This window comes from Flavobacteriales bacterium (genome assembly GCA_021296215.1).
Taxonomy (GTDB): domain Bacteria; phylum Bacteroidota; class Bacteroidia; order Flavobacteriales; family ECT2AJA-044; genus ECT2AJA-044.
Map to the genome: position 1 here is coordinate 1 of JAGWBA010000029.1, position 21192 is coordinate 21192.

Annotated in this window: 20 protein-coding genes; 14 read left to right on the forward strand and 6 right to left on the reverse strand. The window is 50.3% G+C overall.

All coding sequences use genetic code 11. From position 1 onward, the window contains the following. The first annotated feature begins 146 nt into the window (after positions 1-146). The gene (locus tag J4F31_06330; protein ID MCE2496174.1) at positions 147-1085 is read left to right on the forward strand and encodes a threonine/serine dehydratase; all 939 of its coding nucleotides are present in this window, start codon (positions 147-149) and stop codon (positions 1083-1085) included. A 12-nt stretch (positions 1086-1097) separates the two neighbouring features. Here J4F31_06330 and J4F31_06335 read toward each other — a convergent pair whose 3' ends face one another. From J4F31_06335 to J4F31_06345, 3 genes are read right to left on the reverse strand one after another with little or no spacing between them, the layout of a single operon-like run. Further along, positions 1098-1844, reverse strand: a complete 747-nt coding sequence (locus tag J4F31_06335) for a succinate dehydrogenase/fumarate reductase iron-sulfur subunit (protein ID MCE2496175.1) — start codon at positions 1842-1844, stop codon at positions 1098-1100. 21 nt (positions 1845-1865) lie between these two features. Continuing rightward, positions 1866-3866 (reverse strand): fumarate reductase/succinate dehydrogenase flavoprotein subunit, encoded by a 2001-nt coding sequence (locus J4F31_06340; GenBank protein ID MCE2496176.1) that lies wholly within the window; start codon positions 3864-3866, stop codon positions 1866-1868. 18 nt (positions 3867-3884) lie between these two features. Further along, complete coding sequence (locus J4F31_06345) at positions 3885-4658, reverse strand: succinate dehydrogenase cytochrome b subunit (GenBank protein ID MCE2496177.1); 774 nt, start codon at positions 4656-4658, stop codon at positions 3885-3887. A 174-nt stretch (positions 4659-4832) separates the two neighbouring features. On the opposite strand from J4F31_06345, the gene J4F31_06350 reads away from it, so the two are divergent. Beyond that, entirely contained in the window at positions 4833-6122 is a 1290-nt protein-coding gene (locus tag J4F31_06350) for an aminopeptidase P N-terminal domain-containing protein (GenBank protein MCE2496178.1), read from the forward strand. Positions 6123-6125: 3 nt separating this feature from the next. Continuing rightward, on the forward strand, positions 6126-6947 hold the full coding sequence (locus J4F31_06355) for an alpha/beta fold hydrolase (GenBank protein MCE2496179.1): 822 nt from the start codon (positions 6126-6128) through the stop codon (positions 6945-6947). A gap of 123 nt (positions 6948-7070) precedes the next feature. Here the strand turns inward: J4F31_06355 and thiL are convergent, their stop codons facing one another. Further along, positions 7071-8129 (reverse strand): thiamine-phosphate kinase, encoded by a 1059-nt coding sequence (gene thiL, locus J4F31_06360; protein MCE2496180.1) that lies wholly within the window; start codon positions 8127-8129, stop codon positions 7071-7073. Positions 8130-8229: 100 nt separating this feature from the next. On the opposite strand from thiL, the gene J4F31_06365 reads away from it, so the two are divergent. From J4F31_06365 to J4F31_06410, 10 genes are all read left to right on the forward strand, one after another. After that, a complete protein-coding gene (locus J4F31_06365) occupies positions 8230-8559 on the forward strand; it encodes an iron-sulfur cluster assembly accessory protein (GenBank protein MCE2496181.1) in 330 nt (109 codons plus the stop codon). Between the two features lie 15 nt (positions 8560-8574). Beyond that, the gene (gene sufB / locus J4F31_06370) at positions 8575-10020 is read left to right on the forward strand and encodes a Fe-S cluster assembly protein SufB (protein MCE2496182.1); all 1446 of its coding nucleotides are present in this window, start codon (positions 8575-8577) and stop codon (positions 10018-10020) included. A 29-nt stretch (positions 10021-10049) separates the two neighbouring features. After that, the gene (sufC, locus tag J4F31_06375; GenBank protein ID MCE2496183.1) at positions 10050-10808 is read left to right on the forward strand and encodes a Fe-S cluster assembly ATPase SufC; all 759 of its coding nucleotides are present in this window, start codon (positions 10050-10052) and stop codon (positions 10806-10808) included. A 2-nt stretch (positions 10809-10810) separates the two neighbouring features. Next, positions 10811-12133: a Fe-S cluster assembly protein SufD gene (gene sufD, locus J4F31_06380; GenBank protein ID MCE2496184.1), complete on the forward strand. Its 1323-nt coding sequence runs from the start codon at positions 10811-10813 to the stop codon at positions 12131-12133. A gap of 11 nt (positions 12134-12144) precedes the next feature. Beyond that, a complete protein-coding gene (locus J4F31_06385) occupies positions 12145-13359 on the forward strand; it encodes a cysteine desulfurase (GenBank protein MCE2496185.1) in 1215 nt (404 codons plus the stop codon). Then, positions 13359-13781, forward strand: a complete 423-nt coding sequence (locus tag J4F31_06390; protein ID MCE2496186.1) for a SufE family protein — start codon at positions 13359-13361, stop codon at positions 13779-13781. Before J4F31_06385 ends, J4F31_06390 begins: the two co-directional genes overlap by 1 nt. 1 nt (position 13782) lies before the next feature. Then, complete coding sequence (locus J4F31_06395) at positions 13783-14109, forward strand: DUF59 domain-containing protein (GenBank protein MCE2496187.1); 327 nt, start codon at positions 13783-13785, stop codon at positions 14107-14109. Between the two features lies 1 nt (position 14110). After that, positions 14111-14620, forward strand: coding sequence for a DUF2480 family protein (locus tag J4F31_06400; GenBank protein MCE2496188.1), 510 nt, complete (start codon positions 14111-14113; stop codon positions 14618-14620). A gap of 136 nt (positions 14621-14756) precedes the next feature. Beyond that, complete coding sequence (locus J4F31_06405) at positions 14757-16091, forward strand: S46 family peptidase (GenBank protein MCE2496189.1); 1335 nt, start codon at positions 14757-14759, stop codon at positions 16089-16091. Between the two features lie 3 nt (positions 16092-16094). Then, positions 16095-16898, forward strand: a complete 804-nt coding sequence (locus J4F31_06410; protein MCE2496190.1) for a S46 family peptidase — start codon at positions 16095-16097, stop codon at positions 16896-16898. Here the strand turns inward: J4F31_06410 and J4F31_06415 are convergent. Together J4F31_06415 and J4F31_06420 are read right to left on the reverse strand one after the other, a co-directional pair. Further along, positions 16887-17402, reverse strand: a complete 516-nt coding sequence (locus J4F31_06415) for a hypothetical protein (protein ID MCE2496191.1) — start codon at positions 17400-17402, stop codon at positions 16887-16889. The genes J4F31_06410 and J4F31_06415 overlap by 12 nt on opposite strands. Before the next feature lie 3 nt (positions 17403-17405). After that, positions 17406-19307, reverse strand: a complete 1902-nt coding sequence (locus J4F31_06420) for a class II glutamine amidotransferase (GenBank protein ID MCE2496192.1) — start codon at positions 19305-19307, stop codon at positions 17406-17408. 111 nt (positions 19308-19418) lie between these two features. Between J4F31_06420 and J4F31_06425 the strand changes: the two genes are divergently transcribed. Then, on the forward strand, positions 19419-21182 hold the full coding sequence (locus J4F31_06425) for a SprB repeat-containing protein (protein MCE2496193.1): 1764 nt from the start codon (positions 19419-19421) through the stop codon (positions 21180-21182). Positions 21183-21192 lie beyond the last annotated feature (10 nt).

Here is a 21192-nt window from a genome sequence, read left to right on the forward strand (position 1 = left end):
AATAAATGCTCAAACAAGGTGGAATGGAACCATATTCGGTTGGTCTATTGTCCGCAGGGATTTATGTGAATATTTTGAAGATAGATTTTTAACCAATGACACACTTTAGTGAACACTCCCCTTTCATTCCCCAACCATCCAACCCCATGATCCCCAAGTCGAACATTACGAACGCCCACGCCACCGTCGCCCCTCTGATCCACAGAACCCCCGTTCTCACCAGCACGGCGCTCAACGAAATCACCGGCGCCCAGCTCTTCTTCAAATGCGAGAACTTCCAAAAGGTCGGAGCTTTCAAAGCACGTGGCGCATCGTACTTCGCCTCTACCTTGAGCGAAAAGGAGCGCGCGGCCGGACTCTGCACCCACAGTTCCGGGAATCACGGTCAGGCCGTTGCCTGGGCCGCCAAACAATACGGTGTTCCAGCCTACATCGTGATGCCGTCCAATTCACCCGAAGTCAAAAAACGCGCAGTAAAGGGCTATGGAGCCGAGGTCATCGAATGCCCTCCTACCCTCGCAGACCGCGAATCGCACCTCGCCGAGGTTCAGGAGCGTACGGGGGCATACTTCATGCACCCCTACGACGATCCGCGCACCATAACCGGCCAAGCCACTTGCGCCAAAGAGCTCATCGACGACGTTCCCGATCTTCACTATATCGTTCCTCCTATTGGGGGTGGCGGCCTCGCGGCCGGATGCTGCCTCAGTGCCCACTATTGGTCACCCGACACGGCGGTCATCGGTGGGGAGCCCATTGGGGCCGACGACGCTTATAGAAGTTTAAAGGCCGGAAAGATCATCCCGCTTTCAGAGGCGAATACCATTGCGGACGGACTCCGAACTTCGCTCGGAAAACACACTTTCGAAGTGTTGCACCCATTACTGAACCGAATCATACTGGTGACCGATCTGGAGATCAGCGTGGCCATGCGGCTTATCTGGGAACGCATGAAGATCATCATTGAACCTAGCTGTGCCGTTCCCTTGGCAGTGGTCATAAAAGAACCCGACACATTTAAAGACAAACGTGTCGGGCTTATACTTACAGGAGGTAACGTGGACCTCGATTCACAGCAGTTCTAAAACCGGAATAACTTAATCGGCCAAACTGGCTTTCAAGTACTCGCGGTTCATTCGCGCAATGTTCTCTAGGCTGATTCCCTTAGGACACTCGATCTCACATGCCCCCGTGTTGGTACAGTTACCAAACCCTTCGAGGTCCATTTGTTTCACCATGTTCAAAACACGCTCAGAAGCTTCGACCTTACCCTGTGGCAGCAAAGCAAGCTGCGATACTTTGGCACTGGTAAACAGCATCGCCGAACCATTTTTACACGTTGCCACACAAGCACCGCATCCGATACAAGTCGCTGCATCAAAAGCCTTGTCCGCATCCTCTTTCGGTACAGGAATGGCATTTGCATCCAAGGTGTTTCCACTCGTATTAACAGATACGAATCCACCCGCTTGAATAATGCGGTCAAAGGCAGAGCGATCGGTCACCAAATCTTTGATCACCGGGAACGCTTTCGATCTCCATGGCTCTATATATATGGTATCACCATCTTTGAATGAGCGCATGTGCAACTGACAAGTCGTAATTAAACGACCTGGTCCGTGTGCCTCTCCATTAATGAACATGGAGCAAGAGCCACAAATTCCTTCACGACAATCGTGATCGAAGGCAACGGGCTCATCACCCGATTCCACGAGCTGCTCATTGAGCACGTCCATCATTTCCAAAAAGGACATATCCTGTGAAATATCGCTCACCTTGTACTCTTCCATTCGACCTTTATCGTTAGGCCCTTTTTGTCGCCAAACTTTTAGTGTGAGATTCATATGCTGGATTTTTGGCAATTCTTATTTGTAACTACGGGTCTTCAATTCAACGTTCTCGAATTTGAGCTCTTCTTTGTGCAACTTCGGTTCACTTGGGTTTCCAGTGAATTCCCATGCTGCTACATACGCAAACTCATCATCGCGACGAAGGGCCTCGCCTTCCTCGGTTTGGTATTCCTCGCGGAAGTGACCACCCGCCGATTCTTCCCTATTCAAAGCATCGTGACACATCAATTCGCCGAGTTCCATGAAGTCGGCTACGCGCATCGCCTTCTCTAGTTCGAGATTCAAATCATCGGCCGATCCCGGTACGCGAACCTCTGCGTAGAATTCTTCGCGCAAGGCCTGGATCTCCTTGATCGCTTTCTCCAAACCTTCTTTATTACGTGCCATTCCGCAGTCGTTACACATGATCTTACCGAGACGCTTGTGGAAATGATCAACGGTCTTGGTTCCGTTATTGTTGACGAGGCGATCGATCTGATCGCGAACGCTTTTCTCGGCCTCGTCGAACTCGGGTGAATCCGTTGGAATCGCACCGGCTCTAATGTCATCGGCCAAATAGTCACCAATGGTATAAGGCAATACGAAGTATCCATCGGCCAAGCCCTGCATTAAAGCCGATGCACCCAAGCGGTTTGCTCCGTGATCCGAGAAGTTGGCTTCTCCGGTTGCGTACAACCCGGGCACCGTGGTCATGAGGTTGTAGTCGCACCAAATTCCACCCATGGTGTAGTGCACTGCCGGATAAATCTTCATGGGTGTTTCGTACGGATTGTCATTCGTGATCATTTCGTACATCTGGAACAGGTTACCGTACTTGGCGGCTACTACTTCCTTACCGAGTTTCACGATCTCTTCTTCGGTCGGATTATGATGTCCGCGTACGTTGGCTTCCGTTGCTCCATATCGCTTGATCGCCGCACTGAAGTCGAGGAAAACAGCCTCCCCGATTTGGTTAACTCCAAATCCCGCATCGCAACGCTCCTTCGCTGCACGCGAAGCCACATCGCGGGGAACGAGGTTACCGAAGCTCGGGTAGCGACGCTCCAAATAGTAATCTCTTTTTTCTTCGGGAATATCGGTCGGCTTCAAGCGGCCTTCGCGAACGGCGATAGCGTCTTCTTTTTCGGCCGGAACCCAAATTCGTCCGTCGTTACGCAACGACTCCGACATCAAGGTTAGTTTCGACTGTGATTCTCCGGAAACTGGAATACATGTCGGGTGAATTTGCGTGTAGCACGGATTTGCAAACGCAGCGCCCTTCTTGTGGGCTTTCCATGCCGCAGTCACGTTCGATCCCATGGCGTTCGTGCTCAGGAAGAATACGTTTCCGTAACCCCCTGAGGCCAACACCACGGCGTGCGCCGAGTGTCGTTCGATCTCTCCGGTGACCAAGTTACGGGCAATGATCCCACGAGCTTTTCCGTCCACGATCACTACATCGAGCATTTCGTGTCGGTTGTACATTTCGATCTTACCCTTTGCGATCTGGCGACTCATGGCACTATAGGCACCCAGTAACAGCTGCTGTCCGGTCTGCCCTTTAGCGTAAAAGGTCCGACTTACCTGTACCCCACCAAAGGACCGGTTATCCAGTAATCCACCATACTCACGTGCGAAGGGAACTCCTTGCGCCACGCACTGGTCAATGATGTTCGCCGACACCTCAGCTAGGCGATAAACGTTGGCCTCGCGAGAGCGGTAGTCACCACCTTTAATGGTATCGTAGAACAAACGGTAAACTGAATCCCCGTCGTTCTGATAATTCTTCGCGGCATTGATTCCACCTTGCGCGGCGATCGAGTGCGCTCGCCTGGGTGAATCTTGGAAACAGAACGCCTTTACATTATAGCCCATTTCGGCCAATGATGCCGAAGCAGAACCTCCGGCCAATCCGGTTCCGATCACGATAACATCGATCAATCGCTTGTTCGCCGGGTTTACGAGACGAATATTGTTCTTATGATTGGTCCACTTCTCCGCGAGTGGACCTATAGGTATTTTTGCGTCGAAATTCATATCGTCGGATTCTTCGGATTAAACAAAATAGAGGTACACGGGAATGAGGCCGAACAGCACCGGCACGATCACGGCAAAGGCCACTCCAATCTTTTTGATCATCGGCGTGTAGTGCTCGTGATTGACCCCTATCGACTGGAAGGCACTTTGTACTCCGTGCCATAGGTGGAATGCTATAGCGATCATACCGATCACGTATATCAAGACCATCCACCAGATTTGAAATGCCTCAACGACTTCTTCGTGCAGGTCCTTCATTACGGGCCCTTTATCGACACCGGCCATATCGAACACATGTCCATCGCGAACCATACCCGCTTCGATCGCCGCTCCGTCCTTGGTCAAAACCGCCGTTCCGGCCTCGTTCATCATATACGGCATATCGCCGAACTTGTACCCGTACCAGAAATCGGCCATGTGGAAGATGATGTATGCCAAGGTGATCACTCCAAGCAAGGCCATATTCCGGCTACTCCATCCGCTGTTTTTCGATGCCTTTTCCATCACGTAGCCTTCGGGGCGAGCCGCTTTGTTTTGACGAGCCAGCATGATTCCGTCCACGGCGTGGAACAAGATCGAGAAGTACGTGAGGTATGAAAGCAATTTCACGGCCGGATTAGTCGTCATGAACACCGCGTATTCATTGAAGGCCAACTTGCCTTCGTATCCCGGCACAAACAGTTGTAGGTTTCCGGCCAGGTGACCGATGAGAAATATGCACAGGAACAATCCGGTAGCGGCCATCAAGTACTTTTTAACTAACGAAGATCCAAGAAATCCAGAGTTACTCATTAGAGTTGGTTTTTAGCACATTGCACGCAAATGTACGCTGTAGCCGTTCGACATACAAAACATCGCCTACGTAAAATGTGTTCAAACGCACAATATGGAACCCTTCTAAACCCAAGTAGCCCCCCTTTCGTTTTTTGCCGATCAGCTTTGTAGCTTTGTCCCAAATACATTTCGATGAAATACGATCCCATCCCCTCTTCACTTTTCGTAAAGAACAGAAAACGCTTTACGGCTCAGATTAAACCCAATGCGGTCGCCATCTTCAATTCGAACGATATTTACCCGACCAATGCCGACGGAACCCGATCGTTCGTACAGCACAGCGACCTCTTTTACCTGAGCGGAGCAGATCAAGAAGACACCATACTCGTACTTTTCCCCGATGCCTACCACGAAGAGCATCGCGAAATTTTGTTCGTGAAAGAAACCAACGAGCACATCGCTATCTGGGAGGGAGAAAAGCTGACCAAGGACCGAGCTACTGAAATCAGCGGTATCAAAAATGTTCAGTGGTTGTCGCAGTTCGATACCATCATGAAGACCATCGTGTCCGAGGCTACAGTCGCTTACCTCAACTCGAACGAACACCTCCGCCAAGGCAATGAAGTGGAGACCCGCGACGAGCGATTCCGCAAAAAGATCCAGGAGCAATATCCACTTCACCGTTACGATCGCGCAAATCCGATCATGCATCAGATCCGCGCCATCAAACAAGAGGAGGAAATTCCCCTCATGCGTGCAACTTGCGAACTCGACGTGAGCGCTTTTAAACGTGTCATGAAATTCGTGAAGCCCGGCGTCATGGAATACGAGATCGAAGCGGAGTTCCTGCACGAATACGTGAGCAAACGCTCTCGCGGATTCGGATACGACCCCATTATCGCCAGTGGCGCAAATGCCTGTGTGCTTCACTACATCGAAAACAATAAAGAGTGTAGGGACGGTGATTTGTTGCTGCTCGATTGCGGCTGCGAGCTGGCTAATTACAAAAGCGACATCACCCGAACCATTCCGGTCAACGGTCGCTTTACCCAACGCCAAAAGGATGTGTATAACGCTGTTCTCCGCGTCATGAAAGAATCGATGGCCCTGTTGCGTCCGGGAAACCAACTTCACGAATACCACAAAGAAGTAGGCAAATTGATGGAGTCTGAATTGCTCGGGTTGGGGCTCATCGACAAGACCGACATCAAGAACCAAGACCCAAAATGGCCGGCCTATAAAAAATATTTCATGCACGGCACCAGCCATTACTTAGGTCTCGACGTGCACGATTATGGTCCTTGGGATAAAAAGATGGAAGCCGGCAACTGCTTCACTTGTGAGCCCGGTATCTACATCCTCGAAGAGGGCATCGGTATCCGCATCGAGGACGATGTACTCATTGCCGAGGAAGGACTAATCAACTTCACCGAGGGTGCTCCTAAGGAGGTCGATGAGATCGAAGATTATATGAACAGCTAAACGATGTCCGATTTTCCAAATAATTGGCGCGGCTTTCCGTTGGCCGACGGCGAAGTCGCCTATGCCCTGAACGATTTCGGCGGCGCGGGCACCACGGTCTGGGTGCACGGTTTTCTGGAGAACAGCAATATGTGGCAGCCTATTTGGGATGGGGGCCTGCGGCCCGATGGGAAACACCTCTTTATTGACTTGCCCGGACATGGCCGAACCAGCTCTTTTGGCCCGGTGCACAGCATGGATTTCATGGCCGAATGTATTGAACTGGCACTGGCCGATGGGGGTATTCAAGGGCCCGTTCGGGTAATTGGACACTCTATGGGAGGGTACACTGCCTTGGCGTACGCCGAGCGTTATCCGGAGCGCATTAATGCATTGATGTTGTATCACAGCACCGCATATCCCGACAGCGAGGAGAAGAAGGCGCATCGCGACAGGGCGACCCAGGCCCTGGATACGGGTCGAGTGATGTTCGTGAAAGAAGCGGTGCGAAATTTCTTCGCCGCACCGCTTCGCGATGCCAAAAACGACGAGATCGAATTGGCAACTCAATGGGCCATTCAGACCGACCCCAATGGCATTGCAGCGGCCTTGCGAGGAATGAGGGATCGTCCAGATAGACGTACCGTGTTCACCTCTGCACCTCGGGCACATGCGGTCGTAGGGGGCTTAGACCCTGCTGTAGATGCACGTCGCGAGATACAGTTCCTCGGACTACACCCCGAGGTGATGGCTGACATCCTACCGCAGGTAGGCCACATGAGTCATTTAGAAGATTCACCTGCCGCTGTGAATGCCCTGCAACAGTTCCTGGACCGAACGGCATAAAACAGAAAATCCCTCCTGGGAGACAAGGGGGATTTTCAAAACTTAAACCTATGGAATGTCGTAGTCCGGTGACATTCGCATTTAGTAACTAATACGTAAACGGAAAGTTCACGGTTAGCGTATTTATTCAACTTCTTTTTTTAGCAATGCATTCCAACCTTGTGCATTCAGTGGATGAGCCTTACTGTCTTTGCTAATCAGGTAATACGATTCTTCCTCGGTCATGTGACCTACCACCGTCAGATCGGGGTTGCCTTTGATCTTTTCGAAATCGTCTTGAGGAATGGTGAACAAGAGCTCGTAATCCTCTCCGCCGTTTAGCACTGGAACGGTCGGATCCAATTGGAATTCGTCGCACAATCGAAGCACATTGGGATCGATAGGGAATTTGTCTTCGTACAACCGAACCCCCAAGCCGCTCTTCCGTGCCAAATGAAGTGCCTCGCTGGAAAGGCCGTCAGAGACATCGATCATCGCCGTTGGCCTTACTTCGAGCTGTTTGAGCAACTCGGGAATATCTTTTCGGGCCTCCGGCTTCAACTGGCGTTCGAGCACGTATTCATTACCCTGGAGGTCGGGTTGCATGTCGGGATTATCGCGGTACACTGCTTTTTCGCGCTCCAGAATTTGAAGTCCCATGTATGCGCCACCGAGGTCTCCCGACACCACAACGAGGTCTCCTGCCTTGGCCGTCGAGCGCAATATTATCTCGCCTTTTGTAGCAGAACCTATTGCCGTTGCCGAAATAATGAGCCCACTCGTGCTCGAGGTGGTATCTCCGCCAACAAGGTCAACGCCGTACATCTTGCATGCAAGGTGAATTCCATCGTAGAACTCTTCCAAAGCTTCTGCCGGGAAGCGGTTCGATACGGCGATTGAAACGGTTACCTGCTCAGGTACGGCATTCATGGCGTATACGTCGCTGAAGTTCACGATCATGGACTTATATCCCAAGTGTTTCAAAGGTGCATACGACAGATCGAAATGAACACCCTCCACCAACATATCGGTCGTAACGACCTTCACACGCTCATTTCCGTCCGAAAGGACGGCAGCATCGTCCCCAATACCTACAATGGAAGATGGGTTTGCAAGCGAAAAATTTTGCGTCAAATGATCGATGAGTCCGAACTCCCCTAATTCGGATAACGGTGTGCGTTGGGGGTTTTTGTCCTCGAGTATGCTCATGGGGCAAAATTAGCCATTTAAACATTGATCGCCGAATAGCGTTTGCAGTGTAATTCGTACTTTTGCGCTGTATTTAGATTAATTATAAATAACCATGATACAAGTTTCAGACACGGCGAAGGATAAGCTGATTCAACTGATGGCCGAAGAAGGCAGTACAGTGGAAAACAGCTACTTGCGCGTTGGTGTTACAAGTGGTGGTTGCTCCGGCTTGTCTTATGAGCTCAAGATCGACAGGAACATGAGCGAAACAGACAAGATGTTTGAGGACAAAGGCATTAAGATCGTGGTGGAGAAAAAGAGCTTTTTATACCTCGTGGGAACCACACTCGAATACAGTGGAGGACTAAACGGAAAAGGATTTTTCTTTAACAACCCGAATGCGTCGCGCACCTGTGGATGTGGCGAGAGCTTCGCGGTTTAAATTTGATTACTACTCATTATGAGTGACGAGAATAAAGTATTAGAGGAAGTAACTACCTCTGAGTACAAATACGGCTTTTACACGGACATTGAGAACGACGCGATTCCGCCGGGGCTCAACGAAGATGTTATCCGTATGATCTCTGCCAAGAAGGAGGAGCCCGAATGGATGCTCGAATGGCGTTTGAACGCCTTCCGAAAGTGGTCCAAAATGAAGGAGCCCAATTGGCAAAAGGTCAAGTACGCAAAGCCGGACTACCAGGGCATTACCTACTACTCTTCCCCTAAGAAGAAAAAAGGCCCGGATAGCCTTGAAGAAGTCGACCCGGAATTGCTCAAGACCTTTGAGCGCCTCGGTATCTCACTTGATGAGCAAAAGCGCCTGACGGGAGTAGCCGTAGATGTGGTAGTAGACTCTTCGTCGGTGGCCACCAGTTTTAAAGAGAAACTCGGTGAGCTGGGGATCATCTTCTGCTCTATGGGTGAGGCTATTCAAAAACATCCGGACTTGGTTCGTAAGTACCTCGGAACGGTAGTGCCTCCAACAGACAACTTTTTTGCAGCGTTAAATTCAGCCGTATTCTCGGACGGGTCATTTTGCTATATCCCGAGAGGGGTTCGATGCCCAATGGAGTTGAGTACTTATTTCAGGATCAACGCCGCCGGTACGGGTCAGTTCGAGCGTACCCTTGTAGTTGCTGAAGACAGCAGTTACGTGAGCTACCTCGAGGGATGTACGGCTCCACAGCGCGACGAGAACCAGCTTCATGCCGCCGTTGTTGAACTCGTGGCCTTGGACAATGCCGAGATCAAATACTCAACGGTCCAAAACTGGTATCCGGGTGATAAGGACGGAAAAGGCGGTGTATATAATTTCGTTACGAAACGTGGTATTTGTCACGAGAACGCCAAGATCAGCTGGACTCAAGTTGAGACCGGCTCGGCCGTTACTTGGAAGTATCCATCGTGCATCTTGAAAGGCGATAATTCGGTCGGAGAATTTTATTCTGTGGCCGTAACCAGTAATCGCCAACAAGCCGATACCGGAACCAAGATGATCCATATTGGCAAGAACACCAAGAGCACCATTATTGCGAAAGGTATTTCTGCCGGTCATTCAGACGGAAGTTATCGAGGTCTGGTGAAGATTATGAAGAACGCCAAGAACGCGAGAAACTTCTCACAATGTGACTCACTCCTCATGGGAGATAAATGTGGTGCCCATACTTTCCCGTACATCGAAGTAAAGAACGATTCGGCTCAAATAGAGCACGAGGCAACGACCTCTAAGATCGGAGAAGAACAAATTTTCTATTGTAAGCAGAGAGGACTCGGAGAAGAAGAGGCCATTGCGTTGATCGTGAATGGCTACGTAAAAGAAGTTTTGAACAAGCTGCCTATGGAGTTTGCCATAGAGGCGCAAAAACTTCTCGAGATCAGCTTAGAAGGAAGTGTAGGTTAATCATCAAAGCAACAAGCGAACAAGATATCATGCTCAAAATAGACAATCTCAAAGCCTCTGTCGAAGGCAAAGAAATATTGAAGGGGATCAACCTCGAAGTACACCCGGGCGAAGTACATGCCATCATGGGTCCTAACGGAAGTGGAAAATCAACTCTTTCCTCGGTGATCGCCGGACGTGAAGAGTACGAGGTCGACAGTGGAAGCATCAGCTTCCTGAAAGAGGACCTCCTCGATATGGAGCCAGAAGACCGCGCACACCTAGGCGTGTTCCTGTCGTTTCAATACCCGGTGGAGATTCCCGGGGTTTCGGTGACGAACTTCATCAAGACCGCCATCAATGAAACGCGCAAAGCCAAAGGACTAGATCCGATGCCAGCGAAGGAAATGCTCCAAATGATGCGCGAGAACATGGAACTCCTCGAAATGGATCGAAAATTCCTCAATCGATCTTTGAACGAAGGGTTTTCCGGTGGAGAAAAAAAGCGTAATGAGATCTTCCAAATGGCCATGTTAGAACCGAGATTGGCGATCCTGGATGAAACGGATTCCGGGCTCGATATCGACGCGCTGAAGATCGTGGCGAACGGAGTAAACAAACTCAAGATCAAAGATAATGCGGTCATAGTGATCACGCACTATCAACGCCTGTTGAACTACATCGTTCCTGACGTGGTGCACGTGATGCTCGACGGTCGCATCGTAAAGTCAGGAGACAAATCATTGGCTCTTGAACTCGAGGAGAAAGGTTACGATTGGATCAAACAAGAAATCGCTCAAACGGTATAACAATGGCTCTGAAAGAAGATATAATTCATTCGTTCATGGCCTTTGAAGCGAGCTTGAACGGGCATTCCAAAACGCCCGTACACAAGATCCGCTCGGAAGCTTTTGATCGATTCGAAAAACTGGGGTTTCCAACTCAAAAGAATGAGGAGTGGAAATACACTTCACTCATACCCATCACCAAACGCGACTACTCTTTTACTCCGAATTCGGATGAAGCTCTTGAGTATCGCGATGTAAAACAATACCTGGTCCACGAGATCGACTCGTACCGAATCGTTTTCGTCGACGGCATGTTCAGCTCTTGGATGTCCAATATTCCAACCAAGGATTTTCACCTTGGCTGTTTGTGTGACGCTCTGGAAAGGAACAGCGATGTGGTCAAGAACTATTTTACGAAGATCGCATCGGATGAAAACGATGGCATTTTGGCCATGAACACATCGTTCGCCTACGAAGGTGCTTTGATCGAAATACCCGATGGAGTAACTGTCGATAAGCCGATCCAGATCGTTTATTTCAGTACCAAGCGCGAACGCGATTTTCTGGTTCAACCGCGTAACCTTATCGTGGTTGGTAAGAACGCCGAAGTTCAGCTGATCGAGCGCCATCAAAGTTTAGGTGATGAAAACTCCACCTTCACGAACTCGGTGACGGAGATATCTGCCAAGGAAGATGCGCGATTGTCGCTGTACAAGATCCAGAACGATGTAGAAACCGCTTCATTGATCGATACTACGACCGTTGAGCAAGAAGCTCGAAGTAACGTTTCCATTGGCACTTTCTCGACGGGAGGTCAGTTCATTCGAAACAACCTGCGCTTCACCTTCAAGGGCGAATACGCCGAAGCGAATTTGAATGGTATCTCCCTTTTGAACGACCGTCAACACGTCGATCACCACACCGTCGTTGATCATGCAGTCCCAAATTGTCAATCGAACGAGTTGTACAAGGGAATCTTTGACGACAAAAGTCATGGAGTATTTAACGGCTCGGTCGTGGTACAACCCGACGCTCAAAAGACGAACGCCTTTCAGCAAAACGACAACGTGCTTTTGACCGATACGGCTACCATCGACAGTAAACCTCAACTCGAGATCTATGCCGATGACGTTAAATGCAGCCACGGTTGCACCGTCGGTCAGCTCGATGAAGAAGCTCTGTTCTATATGAAGAGTCGGGGAATTGGCGATCGCGAAGCCAAAGCGACCTTGCTTTACGCCTTCAAGCACGATGCCATGGAGATCGTACGCATTGAAGCACTCCGTAAACGATTGAACAAGATCATCGCCAAAAAATTGAATGTGGATATCGATTTCGAACTATGAGCACGGATACCTTGGACATAGCTAAGATTCGATCGGACTTCCCCATTTTGTCTGAAGTGGTATACGATAAGCCTCTGGCCTATTTCGACAATGCCGCGACTTCTCAAAAGCCGCAGGTGGTCATTGATGCAATATCGAATTACTACACGCACATCAACAGCAATATCCACCGCGGTGTACACTACCTAAGCCAGCGCGCAACGGATGCGTTCGAAGAGACTCGAAAAAAAGTTCAGAAGCACATCAATGCAGAGCACATTCACGAGGTGATCTTTACTAAGGGAACCACGGACGGAATCAATCTGGTTGCCTCGAGCTTTGGTCAAAACTTCATCGGGGAAGGTGAAGAGGTGATCATTTCGAACATGGAGCACCACAGTAATATTGTGCCATGGCAACTGATCTGCGCTCAGCGTGGAGCTCAGCTCAAAGTGATTCCGATCACCGATCAAGGCGAGCTCGACATGGACACCTTTCGCAAACTTCTCAACAAGAATACAGCGCTTGTTGCCATCAACCACATCAGCAATTCGCTTGGCACCGTGAATCCGGTCAAAGAGATCGTAGAAGCAGCACACGAAGTGGGTACCGCGGTGTTGATCGATGGAGCTCAAAGTGCCCCGCACATGCCCATCGACATGCAAGATATCGGTGCCGATTTCTACACCTTTTCGGCCCACAAGATGTGCGGACCCACCGGATTGGGAGTCCTTTACGGACGAGAGGAATGGCTCGAAAAAATGCCTCCATATCAAGGTGGAGGGGAAATGATCAAAGAGGTTTTCTTGGATCACAGCACATGGGCCGACCTACCTTACAAGTTCGAAGCAGGAACTCCGAATATCTCAGAAGTAGTAGTCTTTGGGCATGCGCTCGATTACTTGAATGGGATCGGCTGGGATGTGATTCAGGAGCGCGAGCAAGCCTTGCTGCACTACGCAACCGAAAAGCTGAAGCAGATCGAAGGCCTCAAGATCTATGGTGAAGCGCGTAACAAAGCCAGTGTGATCTCCTTTCTCCTGGAAGGTATTCACCCCTACGATACCGGAATGGTTCTCGATAAACTCGGAGTAGCTGTTCGAACCGGACACCATTGCACCCAACCCGTTATGGACCGCTTCGAGATTCCGGGTACGGTGCGTGCGAGTTTTGCCTTTTACAATACCGAAGAGGAGATCGATAGATTGATCGAAGGATTGAAAAGAGTTAAAACCATGTTTGCCTGATGAGCATCGAGGAAAAACAGATAGAGATCGTCGACGAGTTTTCCATGTTCGAAGACTGGATGCAGAAATACGACTACCTCATCGACCTGGGAAAGTCGGTACCCCTCATCGACGAAAGATACAAGACCCCGGACCAGGTCATAAAGGGCTGTCAAAGCCAGGTGTGGTTGAATGCCGCCTCAAACGGCGGGAAGGTCACATTTACTGCTGATAGCGACGCTATCATAACCAAAGGGATCATCTCCCTTTTGATACGCGTGCTGTCCAACGAAAAGCCTGAAGATATCGTGAATGCAGATCTTCACTTCATCGACGAAATTGGCTTAAAGGAGCACTTGTCGCCCACCCGCGCCAATGGACTGCTCGCCATGGTGAAGCAAATGAAGTTCTACGCATTGGCGTATCAAAGCAAAAACGATTGATATGCTGTTGAACGAAGAACAACAACAAAAACTGGGTGAAGATGTCGTACGCGTGCTTTGCACGATCTACGATCCCGAGATCCCAGTGAACATATACGAGCTCGGTCTCATTTACGACGTCCAGGTGTCGGATGAAGGCGATGTTCATATACTCATGACCCTTACCTCACCAAATTGCCCCGTGGCAGAAAGCTTGCCGTTGGAGGTTGAAGAAAAGGTCAAGACCCTCAAAGAAGTCATGACCGGCAAAGTTGAGATCACCTTTGAGCCCACTTGGGATAAGGACATGATGAGCGAAGAGGCGAAATTAGAACTCGGATTCCTCTAATATGGCCGACGAAATTGTCAATAAAGTTGCCAATAGCGCACTGTTTCCGGTAAACCTCGAAGATTATTATCGCGCCGAGAGGCGCATATTCATAGACCTCAAAGACTGGCTTTACGAGGGCATCATGTTGCGGGAAAAGGATTACCGCGCCGCGATCGCCGAGCACGATTTTAGCCAATACGCCGATGCATACGTGGCGGTCGACTGCACAGAGGACGCGATTGTACCGACTTGGGCCTACATGCTCATGGCTTCGTCTTTGGCTCCGCACGCCAAAAAAGTAGTGGTGGGAAGTCTCGATCACCTTGAGAGCGTTTTGTACCAGGAGATTATTGACGATCTGGACGTGGAGGAATTCAGGGATCAGCGAATCATTTTGAAGGGGTGCGGAGATAAACCGGTGCCGATGGACGCCTTCGCGGCCTTTGTTCAAAAAGTGCAGCCCGTAGCTAAAAGCATCATGTTTGGAGAGCCGTGTTCTACCGTTCCGGTATTCAAAAAACGGGCGTAAATCGCTACCCTTAGCGGCCGAATTAGAAATTACACAAATAGCTGATTTATATGAAAAGGATGATTCTCGCCGCTTTGGCGGCAATTTTTGCTTTCCCAATGGCCGGTTTGGCCAACGAGGGAATGTGGTGCCGCTGTTGATCAAGCGACTTAATGAGCGCGATATGCAAAAGCTCGGACTGCAATTGACGGCCGATGAATTGTACAGCGCAAACCACTCGAGCTTGAAAGACGCGGTCGTGAACTTCGGCGGGTTTTGTACCGGAGAGATCGTATCGGACCAAGGGTTGATCTTGACCAACCACCACTGTGGATACGATGCCATTCGATCCCACTCAACCGTTGAGAACGACATTTTGACCAACGGATTCTGGGCTTTGGCGAAAGATCAGGAATTGCCGGTCCCGGGGCTTACGGCTACTTTCCTGGTGCGCATGGACGATGTTACTGACCAGGTATTGAGCGCCGTTTCGGACACCATGTCGGAGCAAGAGTGCAGCTCTGCGGTCGGAGCCAAGATCAAAGAGCTGATCGACGCAGCTTCTGAGGGCAACGAATACAAGGTGGAGATCAAAGACTTTTTCGAAGGGAATGAGTTTTACCAATTTACTTATGAAGTATTCACTGATATCCGTTTGGTAGGAGCTCCACCCGAGTCAGTAGGAAAATACGGTGGCGACACCGACAACTGGATGTGGCCTCGCCACACCGGTGACTTCAGCATGTTCCGCGTTTACTCACATGCCGATAACAAACCGGCGGACTACAGTGAGGAGAATGTTACTTACACTCCGAAACACCACTTGCCGATCTCTATCGACGGAGTCGAAAATGGAGATTTCGCCATGATCTTCGGCTATCCTGGAAGCACTGATCGTTACCTGACGAGCTTCGGAATCCGCGAGGCTCTTGATGTTAAGAACCAAGCCATCGTAGACATACGCGCCAAGAAATTGGAGATCATGAAAGAATACATGGATGCTGACGATGCAAACCGTATTCAATATGCTTCGACCTACGCTCAAACAGCGAATTACCGGAAGTACTATATCGGTCAGACCGAGCAGTTGAAAAAGAACAATGTATACGACAAAAAGAAGAAGATCGAGGACGATTTCGAGTCTTGGGTCAATTTGTACACAACCCGTCAGGATCAATACGGCGGAGCTTTGAATCTGATTGAAGAAGCATACGTTGATTACACGAAGACGGCCTTGGCAAACGAATACCTCAACGAAGCTATTTTCCAGGGGCCGGCGAGCTTCCTGTTCGCTTATCGTACACGCTCACTTCAGAGTGCCGTACTCGAAGAGAACACCGAGAAGATCGAGCAGCTCAAAGCTGGTTTGGCGCCAATGGCAGCCGAGCCCTTTGAAAGCAAGAATACGGACATCGACCGCGACATCTTCGCGGCTATGATACAGATGTACGCTATGAACGTACCGGCCGATCAACAGGCGCCGGTTGGTTAAGAAATGATCGAGAAGTACGAGAGCGACTTCGACAAAATGGCGGAGAAGGCCTATGAAAAATCCGTGTTCACGGATGCCGATCGCTTCAACGAATTCCTCGAGAATCCAAAGGCCAAAGTTTTCGCAAAGGATCCCGTATTTCAGCTGATGGATGGTATCCTGAACGACTACATTCAAAACATCTCACCGGTTCGCCGCGCTGCAGGTGTTAAGAAGTCGGAAGGTGCTCGTAAGTTCATTGCCGGACTACGCGAAATGAACCCGAATAAGAGCTATTATCCGGACGCAAACTTCACCATGCGAATGACCTTTGGTACGGTTGGTGATTACAGCGCACGCGATGCCGTTCACTACAGCTACTACACCACCTTGCAAGGTGTGATGGAAAAAGAGGACGACAGTGATGACGAGTTCTACGTACCGGAAAAATTGAATGAGCTATACAAGGCCAAAGACTACGGGCGTTGGGTCAATGAAGATGGCGAACTGGTAGTTTGTTTCATCACCAATAACGACATTACAGGTGGTAATTCAGGTTCGCCGGTGATCAACGGAAAAGGTGAACTCATTGGATGTGCCTTTGATGGAAACTGGGAGGCCATGAGCGGTGATATCGCTTTCGAAGACGAGATTCAGCGTACGATCGCCGTTGATGCACGCTATATCTTGTTCATCATCGAGAAATACGGAGGTGCAACGAACATCATTGAAGAGATGACGATCGTAAAAACTGAGCCCAAGGAAGAAATGCCCGCTCAGGAAGAGTCACCTGAAGTGAAAGAAAAAGAAGAGGCCTCAGCGAACTAAGAATTCGAAGGCTTCATCTGCAGGGTTGGACGAGCGAAAGACATATACGTCTTCGAGGTCCAACCCCTTTTTATTTTCCCAATAGGCATCCCATACATGTTTTAGGTAAGCTTCGCTTGGAGTACCCCGGCGCAGATCGTTTCGTCGTCGATCAAAATAGGTCGCCTCATCTACTTCGAGCAAGATGCGTTGATCGAAACGTTTATTGATCTCCCTGTGATGAAAGAGCAGAATACCCTCTGCGATCACCAGGTCGCTCAACTTCATAGCTGCATCGATGGCCGGGGTCAGCCGCGATACGTCAACACTTGAGGGATGCTCCCAGTCGGGGAATTCTCGACCCTCATTATCGGTCCAAAGAGGTAATTCGCTTTCGGGTAAGCAGAAATCGTCGAGAGCGAGGACGGTAACGGTTCTATCGGAACACGCAGTTGCCAATCGGCCCGCCAGGGCTGACTTCCCTGCCTGACTAACACCGCCGATGCCCATGCACTTGGCGGGCATGACTTAGTAGGCGCGTTTGTTGTTTCCCTCTACAAAATTGATGAAGGCGCGGTTCACGACGCGATTTCCGCCCGGAGTTGGGTAGTCGCCGGTGAAGTACCAATCGCCCAGATTCTTGGGGCAAGCGGCATGGAGATCGTCTATTCCTTGATAGATGATCTCGACCTCGGCGTTGATCTCGGCCGGACGCAAAAGTTCGCCGATCTTGTCTGAGATCTCCTCCGCCGTAAAGGGCTCGTAAATGCGCTTTACGTAGTTTACGACTTCGCTATCGGGCAGTGCGGTTTGCGCCTTGCACTGCTCGTAAACTTCTTGCACCAGGCCCTCGCGACCCGTGTCTTTCAGCAGCTCGATCGCGGCCCTAAAGGCCACAAAGTCACCGAGCCTCGCCATATCGATTCCGTAGCAATCGGGGTAGCGGATCTGAGGGGCTGAGCTCACGACTACTATGCGCTTCGGATGCAAGCGATCCAGAATACGCAGAATACTTTTCTTTAGTGTGGTCCCCCGCACGATGGAATCGTCCAATATGACCAGGTTGTCGTCGGGCTTCACCGTTCCGTACATCACATCGTATACGTGGGCAACAAGGTCGTCCCGCGCATCGTCCTCGGTAATAAAGGTGCGCAGTTTCGCGTCTTTGATCGCGATCTTTTCAACGCGCGGACGCTTATCGATCAGCGCGTCGATCTCCTCGTCGCTCATTTGATTCCCACGCTCCCGAAGGGTCTGTTTTTTCTCGTTTTTCAGAAAATCCTCCATCCCCTTTACCATACCATAAAAGGCGGTTTCGGCGGTATTTGGAATAAAACTGAAAACGCTGTTATCGAGGTCTTCATTAATGGTTTCGAGAACCGGCGCACAAACGCGTCGGCCCAATTCAATGCGCTCGCGGTAGATCTCGGCATCGCTACCGCGGCTAAAATAAATGCGCTCGAACGAGCATGCTTTTCGCTCTACCGCATCCTTGATGCGCTTTACGTCGTACGATCCATTCTTCTTCACGATCAAAGCACAGCCCGGGTCCAGTTCCTGGACGCTCTCGAAAGGAACGTTGAACGCCGTCATGATCACGGGGCGTTCGCTGGCCGCCACCACAATCTCGTCGTCAGCGTACCAATAGGTAGGGCGTATTCCGGCCGGGTCGCGCAGCACGAACGCATCGCCGTGACCAACGAGTCCGGCCATGGCATAACCGCCGTCCCATTTCTTCGACGATTTCTTCAAGATATCCTGCAGGTCCATATGCTCGGCGATCAGCTTGGTCGCCTCCTGCTTGGTTACTCCGAGTTCCTTCTTGAACTTGTAGTAAAGCTCGTCGTTTTGCTCGTCGATAAAGTGTCCGATCTTCTCCAGAATGGTCACCGTATCGGCCTTCTTCTTCGGGTGCTGACCCAAGGCCACGAGTTCGTTGAACAACTCGTCGACATTGGTCATATTGAAGTTTCCGGCCAAAATGAGGTTACGGGTCATCCAGTTGTTCTGACGAAGGAAAGGGTGACAAGCCTCAATGCTGTTTTTTCCGTAGGTGCCGTAACGCAAGTGCGCCAAAAACAGCTCTCCGCTAAAGGGCAAGTTCTCCTTGAGCCACTGCACGTCCTTGGTGCGTTCCGGGTTTTCCGAAAAAGCCTGAATAAAACGCGCATTGATTTTTTTGAAGATGTCCTGAATGGGCCGGCTCTTGATCGATCGGCGGCGCGATATATACCGCTTGCCCGGCGGCACATCGAGCTTCACGTTCGCCAAACCGGCACCGTCTTGCCCACGGTTGTGCTGCTTCTCCATGAGCAGATACATCTTGTTGAGGCCGTAAAAAGCCGTACCGCATTTCTCGACGTAGTATTCGAGTGGTTTACGGAGTCGCAGCATCGCAATGCCACATTCGTGTTTGATCGGATCGCTCATAGGACACCTTCGCTAAATGAGCCCAAAAGTTACGAAGATTTAATGTGGCGAAAGATGAACTGAATTAAGTGAAAATCCGATATTGTCGTTCGGTTTCCTTGAATTTATCCTATGCATCGGACTCCCCCATCGCGCCGCAAGGCGCAAATACTCATTTGGCTGTTTTTGTTTTTTCTGCCTTCGGCAGGATGGGCACAATCCGGTTTCCAACTCAGCGTGAGCGTCGTGCCGAACACCACCTGCGCCAAGGGAACTGACGGTGAAATTCACATGACCTTGCAGAATGGCTTACCCCCGTACCAGGTCATTTGGGAAGGGCCCAATGGTCCACTGAGTGCGTCGGGAAGTGCCTCATCGAATAATTTGTCGGCGACGAATTTGATCAGTGGAGACTATTTTTTAACCGTAACGGACCGGGGCGGTGGTGTTATTAAAGACAATTTCTTCGTAGCCGATGAATCCGATCCCTGTGGTCAAATCGATGAAACCATAACGCACCCTTCTTCGGCAACGAGTCAGGATGGCGCGCTGAGCTTAGTCATACCTTTTGGCACCGGGTCGTATATTTTAGTCCTGGAGGACAGTCAAGGGAACACCGTGGATTCAGTTTTTGCAACTGCTCCCATGCCACCGAGTCTCGACTATACGAATCTGGGACCCAGTGTATACAGTTTATCGGTCATCGATCAAAACGGGTGTCCGGCGAGGGGTGGTACTTACGTACTTATTGGAGGCCTACAGGCAAATATTGCTTTAACCCACCCGTCGTGCTTTGGCCAACAGGGATCGGCATCGATAACGGTTACGATCGGAACCCCTCCCTATCAATACCTCTGGAGTAACGGTAGCTCCGGTTCCGCAGTTCAACTTGCAGCAGGCAACTATTCAGTCACCGTATCGGACAGTACAGGGAGATTCACGATAAAGTCGTTGACCATGACCTCCCCGCCCGAGATTACCCTTGCCGAACAGATTCAGAATGAATCGATCTCCGGGTACGACAACGGTGCCGTTTCGGTTTCCGCATCGGGCGGAGTACCACCCTACACCTACGAATGGTCGACCGGTAATTTGGGCACGACCTTGTCGAACCTTTCAAATGGGAACTATACGGTTACCGTTACGGATCAAGTCGGATGTGAACATATCGAATCATACAACGTGCTTCCCGGAATCCTTTCCGTAAGTGTCCAACCCAATCCGCAGTACGGCACGGCCGATCAGCTGATCAATGTACAAGTGACCTACGGTGTACCGCCCTTCGCGTACTCGTGGTCGGATGGATCAACGGGCAACGACATTCAAATGAGTCCGGGTACGTACACGGTTACCGTCACGGACTCCGAAGGATCGTTTAACTCTGAGGTTTTCACCGTATTCAATACACTCCCATTGGGTGTCGTTGGTAACGGAATAGCAGAAAGTGTAGTTGGAGCAAACGACGGTGCGGCGATCGCATCGGCCATCAACGGTTATTCCCCTTATCAGTATCTATGGAATACCGGGGCAACGATCTCCATTTTGAACGGCATGAGTCCGGGGTCTTATTCAGTTACCGTTACCGATGCTCTTGGCTGCAAGGCCGAAACTACTGTCACTATAGTGCCCGGTGCACCGATCTTGAATGTTTATCAGGTTCCTACCCACAACCAATGCCATGGCGACTCATTAGGCGCGGTCACCATTTTGACCACGGGGGGTAGTCCACCACTTCAGTTTCACTGGAGCGATGGTTCATCGGATCAAAATAGAAGCGGTCTCGCAGCAGGGCAGTATACCCTTACCGTCTCCGATGCAGGACAGCAGACTTATATTTTACCCTTGTCGATCAATGAACCTACCGAGTTACATACGAATCTATCTTTGAAGTCATGAGTCCGTCAGT

Coding starts and splice junctions, on each gene's coding strand:
- J4F31_06330 (MCE2496174.1), top strand. CDS start 147: ATGATCCCCAAGTCGAACATTACGAACGCCCACGCCACCGTCGCCCCT.
- J4F31_06335 (MCE2496175.1), bottom strand. CDS start 1,844: ATGAATCTCACACTAAAAGTTTGGCGACAAAAAGGGCCTAACGATAAA.
- J4F31_06340 (MCE2496176.1), bottom strand. CDS start 3,866: ATGAATTTCGACGCAAAAATACCTATAGGTCCACTCGCGGAGAAGTGG.
- J4F31_06345 (MCE2496177.1), bottom strand. CDS start 4,658: ATGAGTAACTCTGGATTTCTTGGATCTTCGTTAGTTAAAAAGTACTTG.
- J4F31_06350 (MCE2496178.1), top strand. CDS start 4,833: ATGAAATACGATCCCATCCCCTCTTCACTTTTCGTAAAGAACAGAAAA.
- J4F31_06355 (MCE2496179.1), top strand. CDS start 6,126: ATGTCCGATTTTCCAAATAATTGGCGCGGCTTTCCGTTGGCCGACGGC.
- J4F31_06365 (MCE2496181.1), top strand. CDS start 8,230: ATGATACAAGTTTCAGACACGGCGAAGGATAAGCTGATTCAACTGATG.
- sufC (MCE2496183.1), top strand. CDS start 10,050: ATGCTCAAAATAGACAATCTCAAAGCCTCTGTCGAAGGCAAAGAAATA.
- sufD (MCE2496184.1), top strand. CDS start 10,811: ATGGCTCTGAAAGAAGATATAATTCATTCGTTCATGGCCTTTGAAGCG.
- J4F31_06390 (MCE2496186.1), top strand. CDS start 13,359: ATGAGCATCGAGGAAAAACAGATAGAGATCGTCGACGAGTTTTCCATG.
- J4F31_06395 (MCE2496187.1), top strand. CDS start 13,783: ATGCTGTTGAACGAAGAACAACAACAAAAACTGGGTGAAGATGTCGTA.
- J4F31_06400 (MCE2496188.1), top strand. CDS start 14,111: ATGGCCGACGAAATTGTCAATAAAGTTGCCAATAGCGCACTGTTTCCG.
- J4F31_06410 (MCE2496190.1), top strand. CDS start 16,095: ATGATCGAGAAGTACGAGAGCGACTTCGACAAAATGGCGGAGAAGGCC.
- J4F31_06415 (MCE2496191.1), bottom strand. CDS start 17,402: ATGCCCGCCAAGTGCATGGGCATCGGCGGTGTTAGTCAGGCAGGGAAG.
- J4F31_06420 (MCE2496192.1), bottom strand. CDS start 19,307: ATGAGCGATCCGATCAAACACGAATGTGGCATTGCGATGCTGCGACTC.
- J4F31_06425 (MCE2496193.1), top strand. CDS start 19,419: ATGCATCGGACTCCCCCATCGCGCCGCAAGGCGCAAATACTCATTTGG.